General features: G+C 57.0%; 15 protein-coding genes. 3 read left to right on the top strand and 12 right to left on the bottom strand.

The features are described from left to right. Window positions 1-56: 56 nt before the first annotated feature. From eutC to RN347_RS03365, 3 genes are all read right to left on the bottom strand, one after another. A complete protein-coding gene (eutC, locus tag RN347_RS03375) occupies window positions 57-917 on the bottom strand; it encodes an ethanolamine ammonia-lyase subunit EutC (RefSeq protein WP_311960182.1) in 861 nt (286 codons plus the stop codon). Next, window positions 907-2322: an ethanolamine ammonia-lyase subunit EutB gene (locus RN347_RS03370; protein ID WP_311960181.1), complete on the bottom strand. Its 1416-nt coding sequence runs from the start codon at window positions 2320-2322 to the stop codon at window positions 907-909. Before RN347_RS03370 ends, eutC begins: the two co-directional genes overlap by 11 nt. A 169-nt stretch (window positions 2323-2491) precedes the next feature. Then, window positions 2492-5296 carry an EAL domain-containing protein gene (locus tag RN347_RS03365; RefSeq protein ID WP_311960180.1) on the bottom strand — a complete coding sequence of 935 codons (2805 nt, stop codon included), beginning with the start codon at window positions 5294-5296 and terminating at the stop codon, window positions 2492-2494. Window positions 5297-5759: 463 nt separating this feature from the next. On the opposite strand from RN347_RS03365, the gene RN347_RS03360 reads away from it, so the two are divergent. The 3 genes from RN347_RS03360 to zigA all read left to right on the top strand — a co-directional run bounded on the left by RN347_RS03360 (window position 5760) and on the right by zigA (window position 7881). Next, on the top strand, window positions 5760-6122 hold the full coding sequence (locus RN347_RS03360) for a helix-turn-helix transcriptional regulator (RefSeq protein ID WP_311960179.1): 363 nt from the start codon (window positions 5760-5762) through the stop codon (window positions 6120-6122). Window positions 6123-6257: 135 nt separating this feature from the next. Beyond that, window positions 6258-6536, top strand: coding sequence for a TIGR03643 family protein (locus RN347_RS03355; protein WP_311960178.1), 279 nt, complete (start codon window positions 6258-6260; stop codon window positions 6534-6536). Window positions 6537-6657: 121 nt separating this feature from the next. Further along, a complete protein-coding gene (gene zigA / locus RN347_RS03350) occupies window positions 6658-7881 on the top strand; it encodes a zinc metallochaperone GTPase ZigA (RefSeq protein ID WP_263585000.1) in 1224 nt (407 codons plus the stop codon). 279 nt (window positions 7882-8160) lie between these two features. Here zigA and RN347_RS03345 read toward each other — a convergent pair whose 3' ends face one another. The 9 genes from RN347_RS03345 to RN347_RS03305 all read right to left on the bottom strand — a co-directional run bounded on the left by RN347_RS03345 (window position 8161) and on the right by RN347_RS03305 (window position 19095). After that, window positions 8161-10149, bottom strand: coding sequence for a nucleoside-diphosphate sugar epimerase/dehydratase (locus RN347_RS03345; protein WP_311960177.1), 1989 nt, complete (start codon window positions 10147-10149; stop codon window positions 8161-8163). 519 nt (window positions 10150-10668) lie between these two features. Then, window positions 10669-11952: an O-antigen ligase family protein gene (locus RN347_RS03340; RefSeq protein ID WP_311960176.1), complete on the bottom strand. Its 1284-nt coding sequence runs from the start codon at window positions 11950-11952 to the stop codon at window positions 10669-10671. Window positions 11953-11980: 28 nt separating this feature from the next. Next, a complete protein-coding gene (locus tag RN347_RS03335) occupies window positions 11981-12745 on the bottom strand; it encodes an ElyC/SanA/YdcF family protein (RefSeq protein ID WP_311960175.1) in 765 nt (254 codons plus the stop codon). A 101-nt stretch (window positions 12746-12846) separates the two neighbouring features. Next, on the bottom strand, window positions 12847-13884 hold the full coding sequence (locus RN347_RS03330) for an NAD-dependent epimerase/dehydratase family protein (RefSeq protein ID WP_311960174.1): 1038 nt from the start codon (window positions 13882-13884) through the stop codon (window positions 12847-12849). Window positions 13885-13932: 48 nt separating this feature from the next. Next, window positions 13933-15210, bottom strand: a complete 1278-nt coding sequence (gene tviB, locus RN347_RS03325) for a Vi polysaccharide biosynthesis UDP-N-acetylglucosamine C-6 dehydrogenase TviB (protein WP_311960173.1) — start codon at window positions 15208-15210, stop codon at window positions 13933-13935. Window positions 15211-15617: 407 nt separating this feature from the next. Further along, complete coding sequence (gene galE, locus RN347_RS03320; RefSeq protein WP_311960172.1) at window positions 15618-16634, bottom strand: UDP-glucose 4-epimerase GalE; 1017 nt, start codon at window positions 16632-16634, stop codon at window positions 15618-15620. Beyond that, on the bottom strand, window positions 16631-17836 hold the full coding sequence (locus tag RN347_RS03315; RefSeq protein WP_311960171.1) for a DegT/DnrJ/EryC1/StrS aminotransferase family protein: 1206 nt from the start codon (window positions 17834-17836) through the stop codon (window positions 16631-16633). Before RN347_RS03315 ends, galE begins: the two co-directional genes overlap by 4 nt. Before the next feature lie 45 nt (window positions 17837-17881). Further along, window positions 17882-18505 (bottom strand): acetyltransferase, encoded by a 624-nt coding sequence (locus tag RN347_RS03310; RefSeq protein WP_263585008.1) that lies wholly within the window; start codon window positions 18503-18505, stop codon window positions 17882-17884. Next, the gene (locus tag RN347_RS03305) at window positions 18502-19095 is read right to left on the bottom strand and encodes a sugar transferase (protein ID WP_263585009.1); all 594 of its coding nucleotides are present in this window, start codon (window positions 19093-19095) and stop codon (window positions 18502-18504) included. Before RN347_RS03305 ends, RN347_RS03310 begins: the two co-directional genes overlap by 4 nt. Window positions 19096-19113 lie beyond the last annotated feature (18 nt).

Below are 19113 nucleotides of genomic sequence, written 5' to 3'. Positions count from 1 at the left end.
TCAGATCACGTCCCGTTGTAGCCCGTGTCGCGCGCGGTGTAAAGCGCCTGGCCGCCTCAGTCGGCGACCAGGAAATTGCGGGTCGAGCCTATGCCCTCGACCACGTCGTCCTCGCTTCGGTCCTTGAGCTTGACCCCGGAAAGCTGTCGCTCGCGCGCCTCCTTGAGCAGCAGCAGGAGTTTAAGCGCCGCCTGGTCGGCCTCGAGCCCGGCCGGGCGCACGTTGGAGATACAGTTGCGCCGGTCGTCTCGAAGCCCCACTTCCGGCGCCCAGGTCATGTAGAGCCCGAGGCTGTCCGGCGAGCTGAGCCCGGGGCGCTCACCGATCATCACCAGCACCGCGCGGGCGTTCAACAGCGCGCCAATCTCGTCGCCGATGGCCACGCGGCCCTGCTCGACGACGGTCACCGGCGCCAGGCGCCAGTCGTTAGTATCCTGCTTCAGCGCCTGGTCGAGCGCCTTCAGAAACGGGGCACCGTTCTGCTGTACCGCCAGCGCCGAGAGGCCGTCGACGATGACGATGGCAAGATCACTGGGCTCGGTGCTGTCCGTCTGCGCCTCGAGGCGCTCGCGATCCTCGTCGCTCAACCGGCGGCCGTAGTCCGGGCGCTGCAGGTAGGTGGCGCGGTCCGTTGCCCGGCTTTTCAGCAGTAGTGGCTCGGCGTCGAGATCAAGCGCCTCTTTCAGCGACGCCTTCAGCGCGTCGATGTCCAGCGGGCAGTGCACCGCGTCCTGGGCCTGGGCGTGGGCGAGCTGAAACTCCAGCAGTTTATGGGTAGGTAGACTCACCCCGGCGCGACCGAGACCGATGCGCGCATCGGTGAAAGCGCGAAGCGTCGCCCAGGGGTTGTCGACCACGCCGGCGTCGAGGCCCTGCTCCGTAGAGGAGCGTGGCGTTGGCGTGTGATCACTGCTCATGGCTCGCCTCCCCGGGTAGACGGCGCAGGCTTTTCGCGAACGCCTTCGGGACGTGGTCGTTTAGCCGGTGGGTATCGACATCCTCAAAAATCTGCATGCGCGCAAGCCACTGCTCGAACTCGGGAGCGGCCTTGAGGCCCAGCGCCCGGCGCGCGTAGAGCGCATCGTGAAACGAGGTGGTCTGGTAGTTGAGCATGATGTCGTCCGAACCCGGAATGCCCATCACGAAATTGCAGCCGGCCACGCCCAGAAGCGTGAGCAGGTTGTCCATGTCGTTCTGGTCAGCCTGGGCGTGGTTGGTGTAGCAGACGTCGCACCCCATGGGCACGCCCAGAAGCTTGCCGCAGAAGTGATCCTCGAGCCCGGCGCGAGTGATCTCCTTGCCGTCGAACAGGTACTCCGGGCCGATGAAGCCGACCACGGTATTGACCAAAAGCGGGTTGAACTTGCGCGCCACGGCGTAGGCGCGCGCCTCGCAGGTCTGTTGGTCGAGGCCATGATGGGCATCGGCGGAAAGTGCGCTTCCCTGGCCGGTCTCGAAATACATGACGTTGCGCCCGACCGTGCCGCGGTCAAGCGACTGCGCCGCGGCTTCGGCCTCGGCAAGCGTTGCCAGATCGAAGCCGAAGCTCTTGTTCGTGGCCTCGGTGCCGCCGATCGACTGAAAGACGAGATCCACCGGCGCGCCCTGCTCGATCGCCTCCAGCGTGTTGGTCACGTGGGTGAGTACGCAGGACTGGGTGGGGATCTCGTACTTCTGGATCACCTCGTCCATCAGGCGCATCAGCTTCACGCTCTGGGCAACGTTGTCGGTGGCCGGGTTGATGCCGATCACCGCATCACCACTGCCGTACAAAAGCCCGTCGAGAATGCTCGCGGCGATCCCGGTGACATCGTCGGTCGGGTGGTTGGGCTGCAGGCGAGTGGAAAGCCGGTTGGGCAAGCCGATGGTGTTGCGAAAGGCGGTGACGACGCGGCATTTTTTCGCTACCAGAATCAGATCCTGGTTGCGCATCAGCTTGCTCACCGCTGCGGCCATTTCCGGGGTAATGCCAGCGCGCGCACGCGCAAGCACCTCGGGGGTGGCCTGATCCGATAACAGCCAGTTGCGAAAATCGCCGACCGTCAGGTGGCTGATCGGCGCGAAGGCGGCGGCGTCGTGGTCGTCGATGATCAGCCGAGTGATCTCATCGTCTTCGTAGGGCACCAGCGCTTCGTTGAGAAAGGTGGAAAGCGGAAGCTCGGCCAGCACCATCTGGGCGACCACGCGCTCTTCGGCGCTTTCGGCCATGACGCCGGCCAACCGGTCACCAGAGCGGGCCGGCGTGGCCCTGGCCATCAGCTCGGCCAGATTCGAAAAGCCGTAGCGACGACTCCCTACCTGGGTATGGTAAGCCCTGGTCATGATTGCCCCCTGTGCGCTTGACCCCGCCGGCGGGCGCCGACGCCGTGTGTGGTCTCTCTTCTGTTCACCTTAGCGCCAACCAGGCGCTTCGCCTATCAAGTTTCGGCAAATCCGACGTGGTGAGTAAAGAGAGTTGACGCGTTAAAGGGGGCGAACGTTGGGTACGCGTTCAAAGCCAGCGCGTTGCGAACTGTGACGCCGTGAGCGGCCGGTCGAACAGATAGCCCTGCCCTTGCGTGCAGCCCATCTCGAGCAGCGGCTCGATTTGCGCCTGGCTTTCGATCCCTTCGGCGATCGTTTCGAGCCCCAGGGTATGGGCCATGGCGATGATGGTGGCGACGATAATGCGGTCGTTTTCGCTGACCAGCATGTCGCGGATGAAGGAGATATCGATCTTGATCTTGTCCACGGCGAAGCGCTTGAGATAGGCAAGCGAGGAGTAGCCCGTGCCGAAGTCGTCGATGGCCAGGCCCATGCCCTGCTCCTTGCAGTAGCGGGTGATCGCCACGGCCTCTTCCGGGTTGACCATAATGCCGCTTTCGGTCAGCTCCAGACTCAGCATCGAGGGGGTAATATGATAGCGGCTGCAGTTTTCGAACAGCGTGTCGATCAGGTCGTTGTCGTCGAACTGATCCGCCGCCACGTTGATCGCAAGCTGCCCGCAAAGCGAAAGCCCCTGGCCTTTCCACTGGGCGAGCTGCTGGCACGCCTTCTCGATGACACAGCGCCCGAGCGCGACCATCATGCCGCGCTCCTCGGCCAGCGGGATGAAATCACCCGGCGAGACGAAGCCCAGCACCTCGTCCTGCCAGCGACAAAGCGCCTCGGCGCCGATCAACTCGCGGGTGTGCAGGTTCACCTGGGGCTGGAAGTTCAGGGTCAGCGTCTTGTGTGCGATGGCGATGGCAAGCCGCTTGGCCATGTCGAGCTTTTCGCGCATGGCCTGCTCCATCCACGGCTCGAACAATCGCGCGCTCGACGGTGCTCGCTTGGCCTGATGCATGGCGATATCGGCGTATCGAAGGAGCCCCTGGGCGGTGCGCGCCTGGTCGGGGCACACCGATACGCCGACGCTTGCGCTGACGTCCGCCGTATGCTGCTCGACGACCACGGGCGCCACGAGCGAGTCCTGAAGCCGGGTGGCGATCTCGATCGCTTCATGCTGGCCGGCGTCAAGACACAGCACCACAAACTCGTCGCCGCCCAGTCTTGCCAGATAGTGGCGCTCTTTCAGCACCGTCGAGAACCGCTTGGCGACCTCTTTAAGCACCAGATCGCCGACATAATGGCCGGCGATATCGTTGATTTCCTTGAAATGGTTAAGGCCCAGCAGCAGTAGCGCCAACGAACGCGGTGGTGTCTGTCCCACGTGCTGCACCAGTCGCTGCATGAAATCCGCCCGGTTGGGCAGGCGCGTGCCCTCGTCGCGGTAGGCCAACTCGCGAATGCGGCTCTCGTCCTGCTGACGCGAAAGCTCCGAGGCGACCCGTGCGGCAAAAATCTGCAGCACCGTGCGAGCGATGTGGGTGTCCTCCAGGGGCCGTTCGAACATGACGCCGACAACGCCGATCGGTTGCCCCTGGGCATCGTCCAATCGGCGACCGATATAGCCGTTGACCCAGTCGAGCTCGCCGTTGGACTCGGCGGGCATACGGATGGCGGCATTTTCGAGCACCACGCACTCTTTGTGATTGACAACGTCTTCACAGGGCACGCCGGCTATTCGATAGCGAATGCCAGGCTGCTCTTCGCCTCTGATATTGAGCGACGCCATCGACGCCACGCCTGGCTCCATTGCGTCGAGCCGAGCGATGAACCCCACCTGGGCATCGAGCGCCGTCGCCATGTGGGCGGTGAGCTGAGACAAAAACGCCTCGCCGTGGTTGGCCGACACCGCCGTGGCCACGTGGGCCACCGCGTGCTGAATGCGCTGCTCGTTTTGTCGGCGCACGATGCTGTCCAGTCCAAAGGCGATATCGTTGGCCAGATCGCCCAGGACCTTACGCTCTTTTTTGGAAATGCACGTTTCCTGAGCGTGGTAGCAGCTGAGCACGCCCAAAGGCGTATCGCGAAACATCAACGGCAGCGCGATGAATGCTTTAACCCCCAGAGAGCATAAGGTGGAGGCGACCGTTTCGTTGACGCCACCGGTCTGGCCTGGCTTTGTGATAAAGACCGGCTTGCCGGTCGCGAATGCGGTCTGGGTCAAGGCCCGGCTGTAGCGCTTGATCATCAGCTGGCGCGGACTGCACCAGGCGATCTCCTGGCCGTCCCGGTCGGCCATCGTCCTCACACTCAGCGAATCGGCGCGGCCCAGAGGACCCGGGCGGCTGATCCAGGCAGCGGCGTAGCCGCCAGTGTCGACGGCCACATCACAGCAGCTCTGCATGAGCGCCGTTTCATCCTGGGCATTGAACACCGCCTCGCCGCCTTCGCTTAAAAGCTTGAGCGCCCGGCGCTGGCCGGCGATACGCACATTGGCGTTGGCGCCAGCCAAACGGCGAGAGAGTTCGAAACTTGCAAGTGACGCCGCGATTCTCAGCGTATCGACGGCGAAATCGGGAAGCGTCAATGGCGAGGAGTGAATCAGCGCGATCAGCCCGAGCCAGTTGCCATCGGCATCCAGCATGGGCACCCCCAGATACCCCTGGGCATCAAGCGCGGCCAGCTGCGTATCATTGGGAAAGCGGGAACAAATGCCCGCCTCGGCAAAGAACTCACTGCTCGGGCTCACTTGGCTGCAGGCGGTTCCCTTGATCGGGAACGGCGCTTGAGGAAGCCACTGCCCGTTGGAGTAGAGCGTTACCGGAGAAACGAGGCTTTGATGCGCATCGATGCGCGCGACCAGCACGTGATCGACGCCCAGAAGCGCTGACAACGAGAGGGTCAACTGCTCGAAGAACTCTTCACGGCTGCTGCGAAGAAGGCTTCTGGAGAGCTGCTGCAGGATACTGGGCGCAGAGTCTGAGAGCATGAAGTTGAACGCCTTGAAGTTGATCCATTAACGGCGTCGATACCGATGCCTCTTCACCCACAGTGAGGACCGTCAGCCTCAGTGCGGTGCTATCTTTTTACAACATATGGCTAATACGAATATAACAATTTAACTGTGCAGCTGGCACGAAAGTTCTCATTGACGACTCACCCGCCCTACATTCCCGCGCAACATCATTCCCACTCGGCATCATTCCCACTCAACATCATTGGAAGCTATATCGGCTTCTTGCGCCCGTTCTTGACCCTGAACGTGACGAATTTACCGCAGCATTTGTGCAAGGACCGCCCACGCCTCGGCACGCCCCACATAGCCAGCGCCAATGATTTGATTCGACAAATTTAATTATCGCCTACCAACCTCTTGAGTTGATACTCAACTCGCTTAGTCCTTCATGTCAACAGGTGGGTCCTTAACCATTCTTTATCACTGGGAGGGCAACGTGACGAAAAAAGAACGGGAACATATCGCCAGTCACATCGGCGGTGCAATCGCCAAACGGCGCGTAGGCTGCCAGATGACCCAGGAAGAAGTGGCTGAGCGGCTGGGGATCGGTAACGAAGCCGTCTCCCGTATCGAGCGGGGGCGAGTGATTCCCAACGTGATACGTCTGGTACAGCTATCCGCGATTTTCAACTGCGAGACCGCCGAGTTGCTGGGTGAAGTGAGTCTTCAAACCGACGATCAAGCGAGCCGAATGAAAGACATGCTGGCGCCGCTCGAGCAGCAGGATCGTAAGCTCATCCTCGATATCACCGAAAGTCTGGCGGCGCGCCTTCATCAAAAGGCGCCGAACGAAAAGTAACCCCTGGCGTCCAGGCGAACGCAGCACCGCGGATCGTGTCCAAGCAAGCAGCTCCAAACAACAAGCAGTTCCAAACAAACATGTCCAAACAACCAGTTGTGATCCTGACCACCGTAATTCTGGAAGGTATGCCCCATGGCCAAAGCGTCCGTCGAACGTTTCAAGCGACTTCCCGAAGAAGACCGCTCCCGCGTCATCGAAATGGCCTGGGAGGATCGTACCCCGTTTGAAGCCATTGAAGGCCTGTACGGTTTGGGCGAGCACGATGTCGTCGATGTCATGCGCCACGCGCTCAAACCCGGCTCGTTCAAACTCTGGCGCCGACGCGTTAGTGCTCGAGCAACCAAACACCGCGCGCTTCGCTCGCCCGCCATTCAGCGCGGCTACTGCCCGACCCAGTACAAACGCTTCTAATCCCCCTGCCCCCGCGGGGGCATTCCACAGCACCATGACCAGATCACGTTGAGCAAAACATATTTCAACTCTCTTTTGATTGATATAGTATAACGTAACATTAAAAGTAGAGAGATCGACCGTGTCTGACTTCCACCCCCTCCCCGTTACCGTGCTCTCGGGGTTTCTCGGCGCCGGCAAGACCACCGTACTCAACCATATTCTGGCCAATCGTGAAGGCCGCCGCGTGGCGGTGATCGTCAACGACATGAGCGAGGTCAACATCGACGCCGCCCTGGTTCGTGGCGGCCCTACCGAGGCATCAGAAGAGGAAGTGGCGTTGAACCGCTCTAATGAGCGGCTCGTCGAGATGAGCAACGGCTGCATCTGCTGCACACTGCGCGAGGATCTGCTCGTCGAGGTAGGTAAGCTTGCCCGCGAGGGGCGCTTCGATTATCTGGTAATCGAGTCTACCGGTATTTCCGAGCCGCTGCCGGTGGCCGAAACGTTCACCTTCGAGGACGAAGAGGGCCAGAGCCTCTCTCACGTTGCGCGTCTGGATACGCTGGTCACCGTCGTCGATGGCGCCAACTTTCTTACCCAGTACCAGCAGGCTCAAAGCCTCGAAGAGGCGGGCGAGCACCTGGGGGAAGAGGACGAGCGTAACGTGGCGGACCTGCTGGTCGATCAGATCGAGTTTTGCGACGTGTTGCTGGTCAGCAAGGTTGATCTGATGAGCGAGCGTGAGCTTGAATCGCTAAAAGCGGTGCTGACCTCACTAAACCCGGACGCCGAGATCGTCCCGATCCGCCAGGGCCAGGTGGCGCTGAACAAGGTGCTCGACACCCAGCGCTTCGATTTCGAGCGCGCCCAGCGCGCGCCGGGATGGCTCAAGGAGATGCGCGGCGAGCACGTGCCGGAAACCGAAGAGTACGGCATTTCGAGTTTCGCCTACCACGCGCGACGCCCCTTCCACCCGGGCAAATTTTTTGAGCTGCTGCACGCGGACTGGTTCGGCGAAGGGCTGCTGCGCTCGAAAGGCTTTTTCTGGCTGGCCACCCGCCCCCAGTGGGCCGGCCAGTGGAGCCAGGCCGGCGGCATTGCCCATCACGGCGTCGCCGGCATGTTCTGGAAAGCGATCCCCGAGTCGCGCTGGCCCACGGACCCGGAGTATCGTGATTTCATCAAGGAAAAATGGGTCGAACCCTTCGGCGACATGCGTCAGGAGCTGGTGTTCATCGGCCAGCACATGGATAAAGCCCGTATGCGCGCCGCTTTGGACGACTGTCTTTTGAACGAAGAAGAGCTGCTGGAGGGGTTCGATGCCTGGAAGACGCTGCCGGATCCGTTTCCGGCCTGGGAGTAGTCGGTCGTATTACAGGCAGTGAGACTTGATTAAACATTGAGAATATTCGCGAGAGACGCGTGAATAAAACCAGTGGCCTGACACTGGTCTTATCTCCCTACGCCCCACCGCTACCTTGGGGCCCTGCCAGCCATCGCTGGCCGGCCCGCTTGAACATAAAAAAGAGCCGTTCGCCTTCTACCGCTGAAAGAGATCAGCGTGTAGGACGAACGGCTCTTGAGGTGTTGTCGGTTAAATCGATGCGCTATTCAAGCCTATCGGCGTTTCGCGCGTTAAAATTTAAGCGGCGCTGTGCAAAGCCGGGCCGCTGTCGAAGTCACCGTGCCTGGCGGTCAGAACGGCCTCCTTGCGTACCGGACACTGCCACAGGTGATCCACCAGCTCGCTGTTGGGGGCATAGCCCAAGGGCGCATCGATCAACAGCTGCTGAAGGCGTCGAGAATCACTGCTCCGGCATGCACGCATCAGTTCGCTCATCAAGCGCTCGGTTTCCTCGAGGGACAGCGATACTTCGTTAGCCGACATGATGCGCGGGTGGGCCGTATTTCGCACGCGCTCGCCAATGAGAAGCTCCTCGTAGAGCTTCTCCCCCGGGCGCAAGCCGGTAAAGCGAATCTCGATATCGCCATTGAGCGAGTGTTTCGTCTGGTTCGGCTCCGTCACGTAGGGGTCGAATCCGGACAGACGCACCATTTTGGTGGCAAGGTCGGTGATTTTGATGGGTTCGCCCATATCCAGCACGAATACGTCGCCACCCTTGGCCATTGCTCCGGCCTGGATGACCAATTGGGCAGCCTCGGGGATGGTCATGAAATAACGCGTAATCTCAGGATGAGTAACGGTGACCGGCCCGCCCGCGGCAATTTGACGACGGAACATGGGCACAACCGAGCCGCTGGAGCCCAGCACGTTGCCAAAACGTACCATGCAAAAACGGGTGTTACTTTGTGCGCTAGACATGGCCTGACACACAAGCTCTGCCAGCCGCTTGGTCGCCCCCATCACGTTGGTCGGCCGCACGGCCTTGTCTGTAGAAATCAGCACAAAGTCGCTGACACCGCTGGCGACGGCTGCCCGCGCGCAGTTGAGCGTGCCAATGGCATTGTTGACCAACCCCTCTTCCACGTTGTGCTCGACCATGGGCACGTGCTTATAGGCCGCCGCGTGGTAAACCGTCTGCACCTGGTAGTAGGTCATGACGGATTGAAGGCGCTCGGTGTGCTGCACCGATCCCAATAACGCCAGTACCTCTACATGCTCCAGCCCTTCTTCCTGGGCAAGGCCACGCAGGTCCTGCTCGACGCAGTACAGGTTGTATTCAGACACTTCCAAAAGCAGCAGTCTGGTAGGATGCTGGCGTAAAATTTGCCGACACAGTTCGCTACCGATCGATCCACCCGCCCCGGTGACTAGTACCACCTTATCGGAGATATTGGCACCAATCAGGTCAGGGTTGGGCGGTACCGGGTCGCGCCCCAGCAGGTCCTCGACGGCCACATCGCGAATTTCTGTGGTCTTGGCCTTGCCAGTAATCACATCGGCCATGCCGGGAACCGTTTGTACCGGGACCGTCAGGTCTTCCAGTGACTCGAGAATTTCCCGACGGCGCGCGTGGCTCGCGCTGGGCAGCGCCAGCAGAATTTTTTCAACCCCATAAACATCGATCAGGCCTTGAACGGCGCGGGGATGATGAACCTTGAGCCCCTGGATAGTGGAGCGCTGTACTTCGCTGTCATCATCCACGAAGCATACGGGCTCGTATTCGTTCCCACTACGAAACGACACGACCAGCTGTCGCCCAGAGCTGCCCGCGCCATAAATCAATACACGCGTTTTGTAACGTACCTGACCGCGAGAGTAGAGTGATCTCAATACCGCTCGTACGCCGCCGATGGTCAACATGGCGAGCATGGCGTAAATGAAAGGTACCGAACGAGGAATAGGTAAAAGCGCGACGTAGTTGACCACGATCAGTACCATCGTGGATGCTAATACGCCGGCTAGAACGGTCGTCGCCGCCTGCATGTCCATGAAGCGGATGATTGCTCGGTAGAATCCCAGTCGCGCAAAGATGAAAAGACTAATAGGAATAATGGCAGGTAAGACCAGCCAGACGTTGGAGTTGGACACAAAGGACCAACCATCTAGCCGCAAGAACATGGCCAGCAGAAAGCTAACCGTTATCAGCCCGGCATCAACCACTAACTGAATCAGGCGTTTTTGAGGTCTTGGCAGACGAAATAAGGGGTGCAATAAGCGCGATAACATAGCAGTCGACTCCAATTCAGCTCAACGAGCGCTCGAATTCACGAGCTGTCGATACGGCATTCACCGTTTACTACGGTGTTTGGAGCAGTTTTACGTACTGTTTCGGATTAGTTTTATCATACCTTTGCCTACATCCTTGTACTATTGAGCAGTTTAAAATCAATGCTGTCCACACGCAGATAAATGTGTTGATGGCTTAAATTCAGCAAGTTACCTGCATATTAAAGTATGCAGCGTAGACATTATTCGTGCCCATTAAGGCGAGCTGATAAGATAAGTATCAGGAGGGCATTTCTTTATACCGGACCCAGTATGACAACAGCATTACATCCAGCGAAGAGCGCTTGATCGTTCAAGCCGACGCGACAAGTATTATAATTTCTATAGCCTTTATTTTTTATAAATTATCGTATGATTTTTCTAGTCAAACCATTGCCTTTTAAGTAGCACAAAAACAGCCATTAATCGCAATTTATTACTTTATTTTTCAAAACCAATCCAGGTTAAAAAAATGACGTATTATTCGGCAGTTGTTTTCAAAGACGTTTTGAAAGGCTCTTTAGAATGTGCATGACGGTTTACAACGGCTGCCACGCACACCACCAACCAAACCCAATAGGCGGCCAGTACTATCGGATAGGCGAAGAAGGCATAGCTCAAGCCAAAATCAAAAAATAGTAGCGCCAGTAGACAGCCTGCTAGCGCTAGTGGATCCCGATCCGGGCATCCCCCGTGTAGCCGCCGCGCAAAAAACCAAAGCGGCGCCACGTACAGCAATAATGTCGCCAGCCCCCCCAACGCACCATAGCGTAACCAGGCATTCAGAATATCGTTGTGAGCATGCCAGTGCTCGGCGACACCAGTACTTACACGACCCTGCTCATTGAGCGTTTTCAAAACATTGCGATACTCCTGAAGGCGATACCCCGACCACGGCCGCTCGGCAATCAACTGCAGAGTGACTCGATAGAGCTCGAGACGAACGCCGATCGATCCGTGCGCCTCGCCATTCAGGTAATCAAGGCTTTCACTCATCGCGCTGTTCACCCGCTGCTGTACACCGGTCTGGGGCAGCGCGTAAAGCCCAATGACCAGCACGGCGATCACGACCGAGATCCCCCCGCGCAAGCGCAAGGGCCACTGCCGGGCATAAGCGCGATAGAGCATCCACACTGTCAACGGCAGCGCCAGCCAGCCACCCCGCGTACCGGAAAGCAGAGAAGCGTCAAGCCCTCCCAACGCTCCTGCTGCTACTAGCATTACCCAGCCCCAGCGTTTAGGCTGCTGCCATGCCCAGGGCAACCCAGCCAAACAGACAACCCCCGCCGCGAGCGAAAAGTTGCCAAACAGAATAGCGTGAAAAGGCGCCTGTCCACTTGCCCGCTCAACGCCCTGACCTGCGAACTGCCATAATGCCCACGCACCCACAGCGGCTCCGGTCACGGCGAACGCCACAAAAACGTTCGCGGCGCTTACATAAAGCTTGGGCAAGGCACAAACCGTTAACACGCTCAGCAGTAAAACAAGGAGCCGAGGCCATTCGTCCTGCCACGTCTGCGGCCCTTGCACAGCACAAGCCAGCAGGGTGGCTGCCGCACAAAAAATGGGTAACAGGACGAGATATCGAGCCAGCCTGGTGGCTTTTTTAAAACGCCCGCTGACTAATTCAAAACCACCTAAAACGGCTAGCGCGCCCAACGCTAACCATCCGCCATTGGGTATGAGCAGCGGCGCAGCGATTAAAAAGCTAGTGCCGAAAAAAATCAGGGAAGTGTTTCGCAGCATCATCAGTTTTAAACACATGGGAGCTTGTTAGCGTTGGAAGAGATGGCTAATGCTCAACATCGACCATTAAAAGCCCCAGCGTCTCGTACAGCGCCCGTTCGGTTTTGTGTAGCTGGCTCGCCGAAGGAATCCAGTAGCGAACGCTATGAGGCGACTCGAACTGCGTTAAAAAATGGGTCGGGGCAGCGACAGGTAAAAGCCCTACCGCTTGAAAGTGGCGCATGGCACGCGGCATATGGGAAGCAGAGGTGACCAGTATGACTGGTGCGCCCTCCCCTACTAAATCACGAACCGCTCGGGCTTCCTGGCCGGTATCGGTTGGCCAATCCAGTACGCGTATGGATTGCCGTGGCACGCCCAATGCATGCGCGGCTTCGAGATAACCCCGAGCTACTGGCGCTATCGAAGTATCACGGGCGGCCCCTGACACGACTAGCGGCACATCCTGTAATTCACGCCATAACCGTATGCCTTCCATTAGGCGAAGCGCTGAGCTTTCACTCAGTTTGGCTACGCTGGAAACAAGCGCCTGCGGCTGCCAGCCTCCGCCCAGCACCACTATCGCAGCAGGCGCCTCTACGTCAGCGACATCCAAAAGCGCCGGGTAGCGCGTTTCGATCGGCGCCAACAAGCGCTCTGCAATCGGTGCCCAGCTAGCCAAGAGTAGAACCGTCAGCCCCAGAGCAGATAGCGCACGCCCCGAGTACAAACGTTTTAGCCAAACCAACCCTAACCCCAAGAACAGCAAGGCCATGCTTATCGGCAAGGGCATTAAAAGCGGCGGCGTAAGGCTTTTTATTAAATCGTACATGGCAGCCTTCATTGGCGCTTTCTATTCAAAGGGCCCCACCGCTGCGAGCTTCAAACAGATGGTCTTCGATACTTTCAAGCAATTTAAGTCGCTATGGCACTTTACTGCCGAAAATAGTTCAGATACCAGGGCATGGCTTCGCCAATACCGTCGACGATGGTGTGGCTGGGCGCATAGCCCAACAAGCGAGCTGCCTTGGTGATATCCGCTTGAGAATGGCGCACGTCACCTGCTCGGAAATCCCGATATGTCGGGTCTTCTGTATAACTGACACCCTGCTCAGCCAGCCCGTTGCGCAAGTATTCGAACAATTGGTTTAGCGTTGTACGACCACTCACGGCTACGTTATACACCTCGCCCTGCGCTACGTCTTCCGCGGTTGCCGCCAGCAGGTTGGCCTGCACGGCGTTAGCGATATAGCAGAAATCTCGGCTGGTTTCGCCATCGCCGTTAATGAAAAGCGTTTCATCCTGCAGCATGGCGCCGGCCCACTTGGGAATGACCGCTGCATAGGCTCCATTGGGATTTTGCCGTTTTCCAAAAACGTTGAAGTAGCGCAGACCGGTGGCTTTAAAATTGTAGGTGCGAGCGAACACATCAGCATACATCTCGTTCACTACCTTGGTGACAGCATACGGCGATAGCGGCTTGCCTATGCACTCTTCCACCTTGGGTAGCGCTGGATGATCGCCATAGGTAGAGCTCGAGGCTGCATATACAAAACTTCTTACTTCGGCGTCCTTGGCCGCCACCAACATGTTCAGATGGCCCGTGATGTTAGCAGCGTTGGTCGCGATCGGGTCCTCAATCGAGCGCGGCACGGAGCCAAGCGCGGCCTGATGTAATACGTGATCGACCGACTGCCCATCGACCTGCATGGCCGCGCGGCAGGTATCGGGATCGCGAATGTCTCCTTCGATAAAGCTAAAGCGTGCCCACTGCTCGGCGCTTACCAGAGAACGCACCTCATCCAGATTGGCCTGAAAACCGGTGGCGAAGTTATCCAATCCCACCACGCGTTGATCGAGTTTCAAAAGCGCTTCGATTAGATTACTGCCAATGAAACCGGCACAACCGGTCACAAGCCAGGTACGAGGAGTGGCCTTCAGCTCGGCCTGGAGCGATAAAATTCGACTCATTGCATTCCTTGATACGTGGTGAGATCGTTTTACATCGAAGCGCTCGACTTACAGTCGCAGGTCGGCGTCATGTTTCGGCAGCACGTATTTTAAATCGTAAAGTACATGCTCAGGCTTACCCCAGACACGAATACCCTGCGCGCCCAGCTCACAAAACTCCCGGTGCGCAACGGCCAGTATCATCGCATCATAAGCACCCGCCTTGGGGCTCTCGACGGGAGTAATACCGTATTCAGCTTCGGCTTCCGCTTTACTGACCTGAGGATCATACACATCGACGCAGACGCCGTAATCGGCCAGCTCGGCTAGAATATCGACGACACGCGTGTTGCGAAGGTCAGGGCAGTTCTCTTTAAAGGTCAACCCCAGTACCAGAACGCGCGAGCCTTCAACGTGAATACGCCGCTTGATCATTTGCTTGACCAACTGACCCGCTACATAGGCGCCCATGGCATCGTTCAAACGGCGCCCTGCCAGAATCATTTCCGGATGATAGCCGACTTGCTGGGCCTTGTGCGTGAGGTAGTAGGGATCCACACCAATACAGTGTCCTCCCACCAGCCCCGGACGAAATGGAAGAAAATTCCACTTCGTACCTGCCGCTTGTAAGACCTCTTCGGTATCGATATCCAGTCGATTAAAGATCAGCGCTAGCTCGTTGATCAAGGCAATATTGATGTCGCGCTGCGTGTTTTCGATCACCTTGGCGGCCTCGGCGACCCGAATACTGCTGGCCAGATGCGTTCCAGCCACGATGACCTTACGATAAAGCGCATCGACGAACTCTCCGGTTTCGGCCGTAGAGCCCGAGGTGACTTTTTTAATGGTGGTAACGCGGTGCTCCTTGTCACCCGGATTGATCCTTTCCGGGCTATAGCCCGCAAAGAAATCCTGGTTGTACACCAACCCGGACACCCGCTCGACGACAGGAATACACTTCTCTTCCGTGGCCCCGGGATACACAGTGCTTTCGTAAATCACCACGTCGCCTTTGGAAATCACCTGACCTATCGTTTCGCTGGCTTTAATCAGCGGGGTGAGGTCGGGCTGACGGCTGGCATCGATCGGCGTGGGCACGGTCACGATATAGACGTTACACGCGCGCAGTGCTTCGAGCTCGCTGGCAAAGCTAAGCTGCTTGGCTTTCGCCATCAGCGCGGGCTCGACCTCCAGAGTATGGTCTATGCCATCGCGCAGCTCAGTAACGCGCCCCTTATTGATATCGAACCCTACTGTGGGTAAGACTTTACCAAACTCGACGGCCAATGGCAGGCCCACATAACCAAGACCAATGACCCCCAGATGGACGTTATCAATATTAGGCACGGACGCTTCCTTTCAATGAGCATGAGAGTAATGAGATAGTAATATCTCACCAATACGGCAATACTAAACCGCCAGCTACACGAGCACTACAGCTCTTTAGAGCTTTCGATTTCACATCACCAACGCTTTCACTCTTTTTTTCAAAAAGTGTGGCAAAACACTAATTCAAGCTCATGCAAGCATAAGTAAAAGAGCGCGTGGTGAAATACTAGAAAACCCACGCCTACCACAACAAACTTCTAGTTATCAGGACCTACCTTGACTTATTAGATATGTAATTTTTGGCGGGCAGATCCATGGTGCTAAACAATAAAAGCAAAAAAGCTTCCACGCTCACTGACTTATTAAAAAGCACATGGCACTTCCTTTATGATAAGCGCAGACTTGACGCTTATTAACCCGCTGCACTAACGATACCCTTGGGGATTTCTCTGCTGCCAGCGCCAGGTATCGACCATCATCGTGGTTAAATCACGTTTGGCTTTCCATACCAATTCACGCTCTGCCAAGGTGGGATCCGACCAGCAAGTCGCAACGTCACCGGGCCGCCTGGATTCAATACGATAAGGAATAGTTACCCCCGATGCGCGTTCAAAAGCATCGATAACTTCCAACACCGAATATCCCTGGCCTGTCCCCAGGTTCCACGTATAGCAATCATTCTTGTTATTCAGTAACGTGTTCAGTGCACACAGATGCCCCTCTGCCAAGTCCATGACATGAATATAATCGCGTACACCGGTCCCATCCGGAGTAGCGTAATCATTGCCGTAAACGGCTAAACAGTCGCGGCGCCCAACCGCGACCTGGGCAACATAAGGCAATAAGTTGTTTGGAATCCCCTGAGGGTCTTCGCCTATTTGACCGCTTTCGTGCGCGCCTACCGGATTGAAATAACGCAAGCGCGCGATCGACCAACGCGTATCAGAGTGTGCAAGGTCCTGAAGGACTTCTTCAACCATGAGCTTTGATCGACCATACGGATTGGTAGGCTTACCGGTAGGAAGCCCTTCATGTAGCGGCATGGGATGCTCGTCCCCGTATACCGTCGCTGACGAACTGAATACAAGCTTAAAAACACCCGCGGCCTGCATGGCCTGACAAAGCGTTACGGTTCCGGAAACGTTGTTTTCGTAATAGCCGAGCGGCTGACTCACGCTTTCGCCCACGGCCTTTAGACCGGCAAAATGGATGACTGCGCTAAATTCGTGCTCGTTCAGGAGGCGATCCAACCCCCCCCTATCGCGGATATCTCCCTCCACAAACGTAAGCGTCCTTTCGGCGAGCGCTCCTACTCGAGCGAGTGACTCACGTGAAGCGTTGGCAAGATTATCCAGTACGACGACAGAGTACCCGGCTTCGAGGAGAGCCAACGCTGTGTGTGAACCAATATATCCCGCCCCACCGGTTACAAGGATAGTCATGGGTTGGCTCCCTTTTGAGTGGCAAGGCTCATTACTTCGCTAATCGCGTCACAGGTTTTTTGAATTTCCCTCTCCGTCAACGTAGGGTGGCACAAAAACATCAAGCTGGTTTCCCCCAGTTCCTTGGCGACAGTTAGCGGTTCTTCAGGCCGCCAGCCTGTACCGTCGAACGCCTTTTCCAAATAGACTTCAGAGCAGGAACCGGAAAAACATGGCACACCGCGATCCACGATTTCATTCATGATGCGATCACGGTCCCAATCCTGTTGGAGTTGAGAGGGTTCGACGAATACGTAGCACTTGTAGGCGGCGTGCTCGATGTACTCGGGCACCAAAGGCACGCGTAGCCCATCGCACTCACTAGCGGTTTGCCAGATCCGCTGGGCATTGGCTTGGCGAGCCGCTTTCCACTCCGGCATGGAGGTCAGTTGGATACGGCCGATAGCGGACTGCATTTCCGGCAGCCGCCAGTTGGTTCCAAAGCTTTCATGTAGCCAACGAAAGCCGGGCGGGTGCTCACGTTCGTAAACCGCTTCCCAACTTTTCCCATGATCCTTATAGGCCCACATTTTTCGCCAAAGCGCTTCGTCGTTGGTGGTGACCATGCCGCCTTCACCACCGGTCGTCATGATTTTATCCTGACAAAACGACCAGCAGCCGACGTGGCCAAAGCTACCGACGCTCTGGCCTTTGAACGTGGCGCCATGAGCCTGGGCGCAATCCTCGATAACGTGCAAACCGTGCTCGTTAGCCAGGGCCATGATGGACTCCATGTCACAGGGCCAGCCCGCCAAATGAACGGCGATGATCGCGCGTGTATTGGGCGTGATCTTTTCGGCGATGGACATCGCGGTAACATTCTGTGAATCATGGTCCACGTCGGCAAAAACCGGAACCGCGCCCGCGGTAACGATACTGGAAGCCGTCGCCAGGAAAGTACGCGATGTGGTAATTACCTCATCCTTACCTCGCCCTTCTCCCTCACCAATACTTAATCCCTTTAATGCCAAATCCAGGGCTGTCGTGCCATTGGAAACTGCAATCGCGTATCCACAGTTGGCAAACTGAGCGAACTCACGTTCGAACTGACGACCTTCCTGGCCTGTCCAGTAGTTAACACGGTTGGAGAGCAGGACGCGCTGCACCGCTTGAGACTCTTCCTCGGAAAAGGAGGGCCATGGAGAAAAAGGGCCACTTAGCATGCGATCACCTGATTTTAAAATAATTAAATGAAGGGGCAGAGCGACTCATCGAATCACGGGTCGCGCAGGCACGCCAATTACCGTTTGACCATTTGAAATTTCAGAGACAACGACGGCCCCTGCTCCTACGGTAACGTTATGGCCAATATTCAACAGCTGTATCACGCTTGCGCCAATGCCTATCCAGCTGGCTTCGCCAACCGTGACAGCGCCGGCCAATGAAGCGCCAGGGCACACGTGTGAGCCGTCGTGCAGGAGGCAGTCGTGATCAATACTGGCTCGCGTGTTAACCACGCACGCCTCGCCCACACGACTATCGATTTGTATAACGGCTCCTGCAAATATGACGCTACCTGCACCCAATGCCACAGTGCTACTGACATAAGCCGAGGGGTGGACGAGCGTTATCAAGGGAGCATCGAGGGCCTTGAGGTCTCGCGTTTTTTTCAACCGCACGTGATTATTGCCGATACCTACGATGACGCCATCGAAATCGTGCAACTGCTCCAATAATGCCCGGGTATCGCCAATAACGGGCCAAAGACCGTTACTTTGCAAGCTCGGCCAGGCATCATCGAAGAAGAGTATGTGCTGCCAGCCGCATAGAGACGCCGTCTCCGCAACGACCTTACCGTGACCGCTGGCGCCCAAAACGGCCAAGCGCTTCATTTGCCACTTCCCGTGAATTTGGTCATGGTCGCTTCACCTTCTGCGCTGATGCCATCCCTCACCAGCACCTTTTTCACAGTAAGCATCAGAATTTTCAAATCGAGCCAAAGAGAGTGGTTTTCTACATACCACACGTCCAGCTTGAACTTGTCGTCCCAGGAGATAGCGTTACGGCCGTTAATCTGTGCCCAACCGGTTACGCCGGGTCGCGCTTCATGACGCCGGTATTGCTCGGCGCTGTAAAGCGGCAAATACTCCATTAAAAGCGGCCGAGGACCGACCAGACTCATATCGCCCTTAAGCACATTCCAAAGCTCCGGCAGCTCGTCCAGACTAGTGGCACGTAGAAAATTACCAAAGCGGGTGAGGCGCTGATCATCTGGTAGCGGGTGACCTTGAGCATCATATGCATCCTTCATGGTACGGAATTTAACCATCTCAAACGGTTTTCCATGGAGGCCCGGACGAATCTGGCGAAACAGGATGGGGGAACCAAGTTTGCTACGAACGAGCAACGCCACTACCAAAAGCACGGGAGAAAGCAAGCTCAGGGCGAGCAGAGACACTAGAAAATCAAATAGTCGTTTCATTGGTAAATCCAACGTATA

The sequence above is a fragment of the Halomonas sp. PAMB 3264 genome (assembly GCF_031954245.1).
Lineage (GTDB): Bacteria > Pseudomonadota > Gammaproteobacteria > Pseudomonadales > Halomonadaceae > Vreelandella.
Note: the sequence above shows the minus strand (reverse complement) of the source record. Positions and strands in the feature narration are given on the sequence as shown.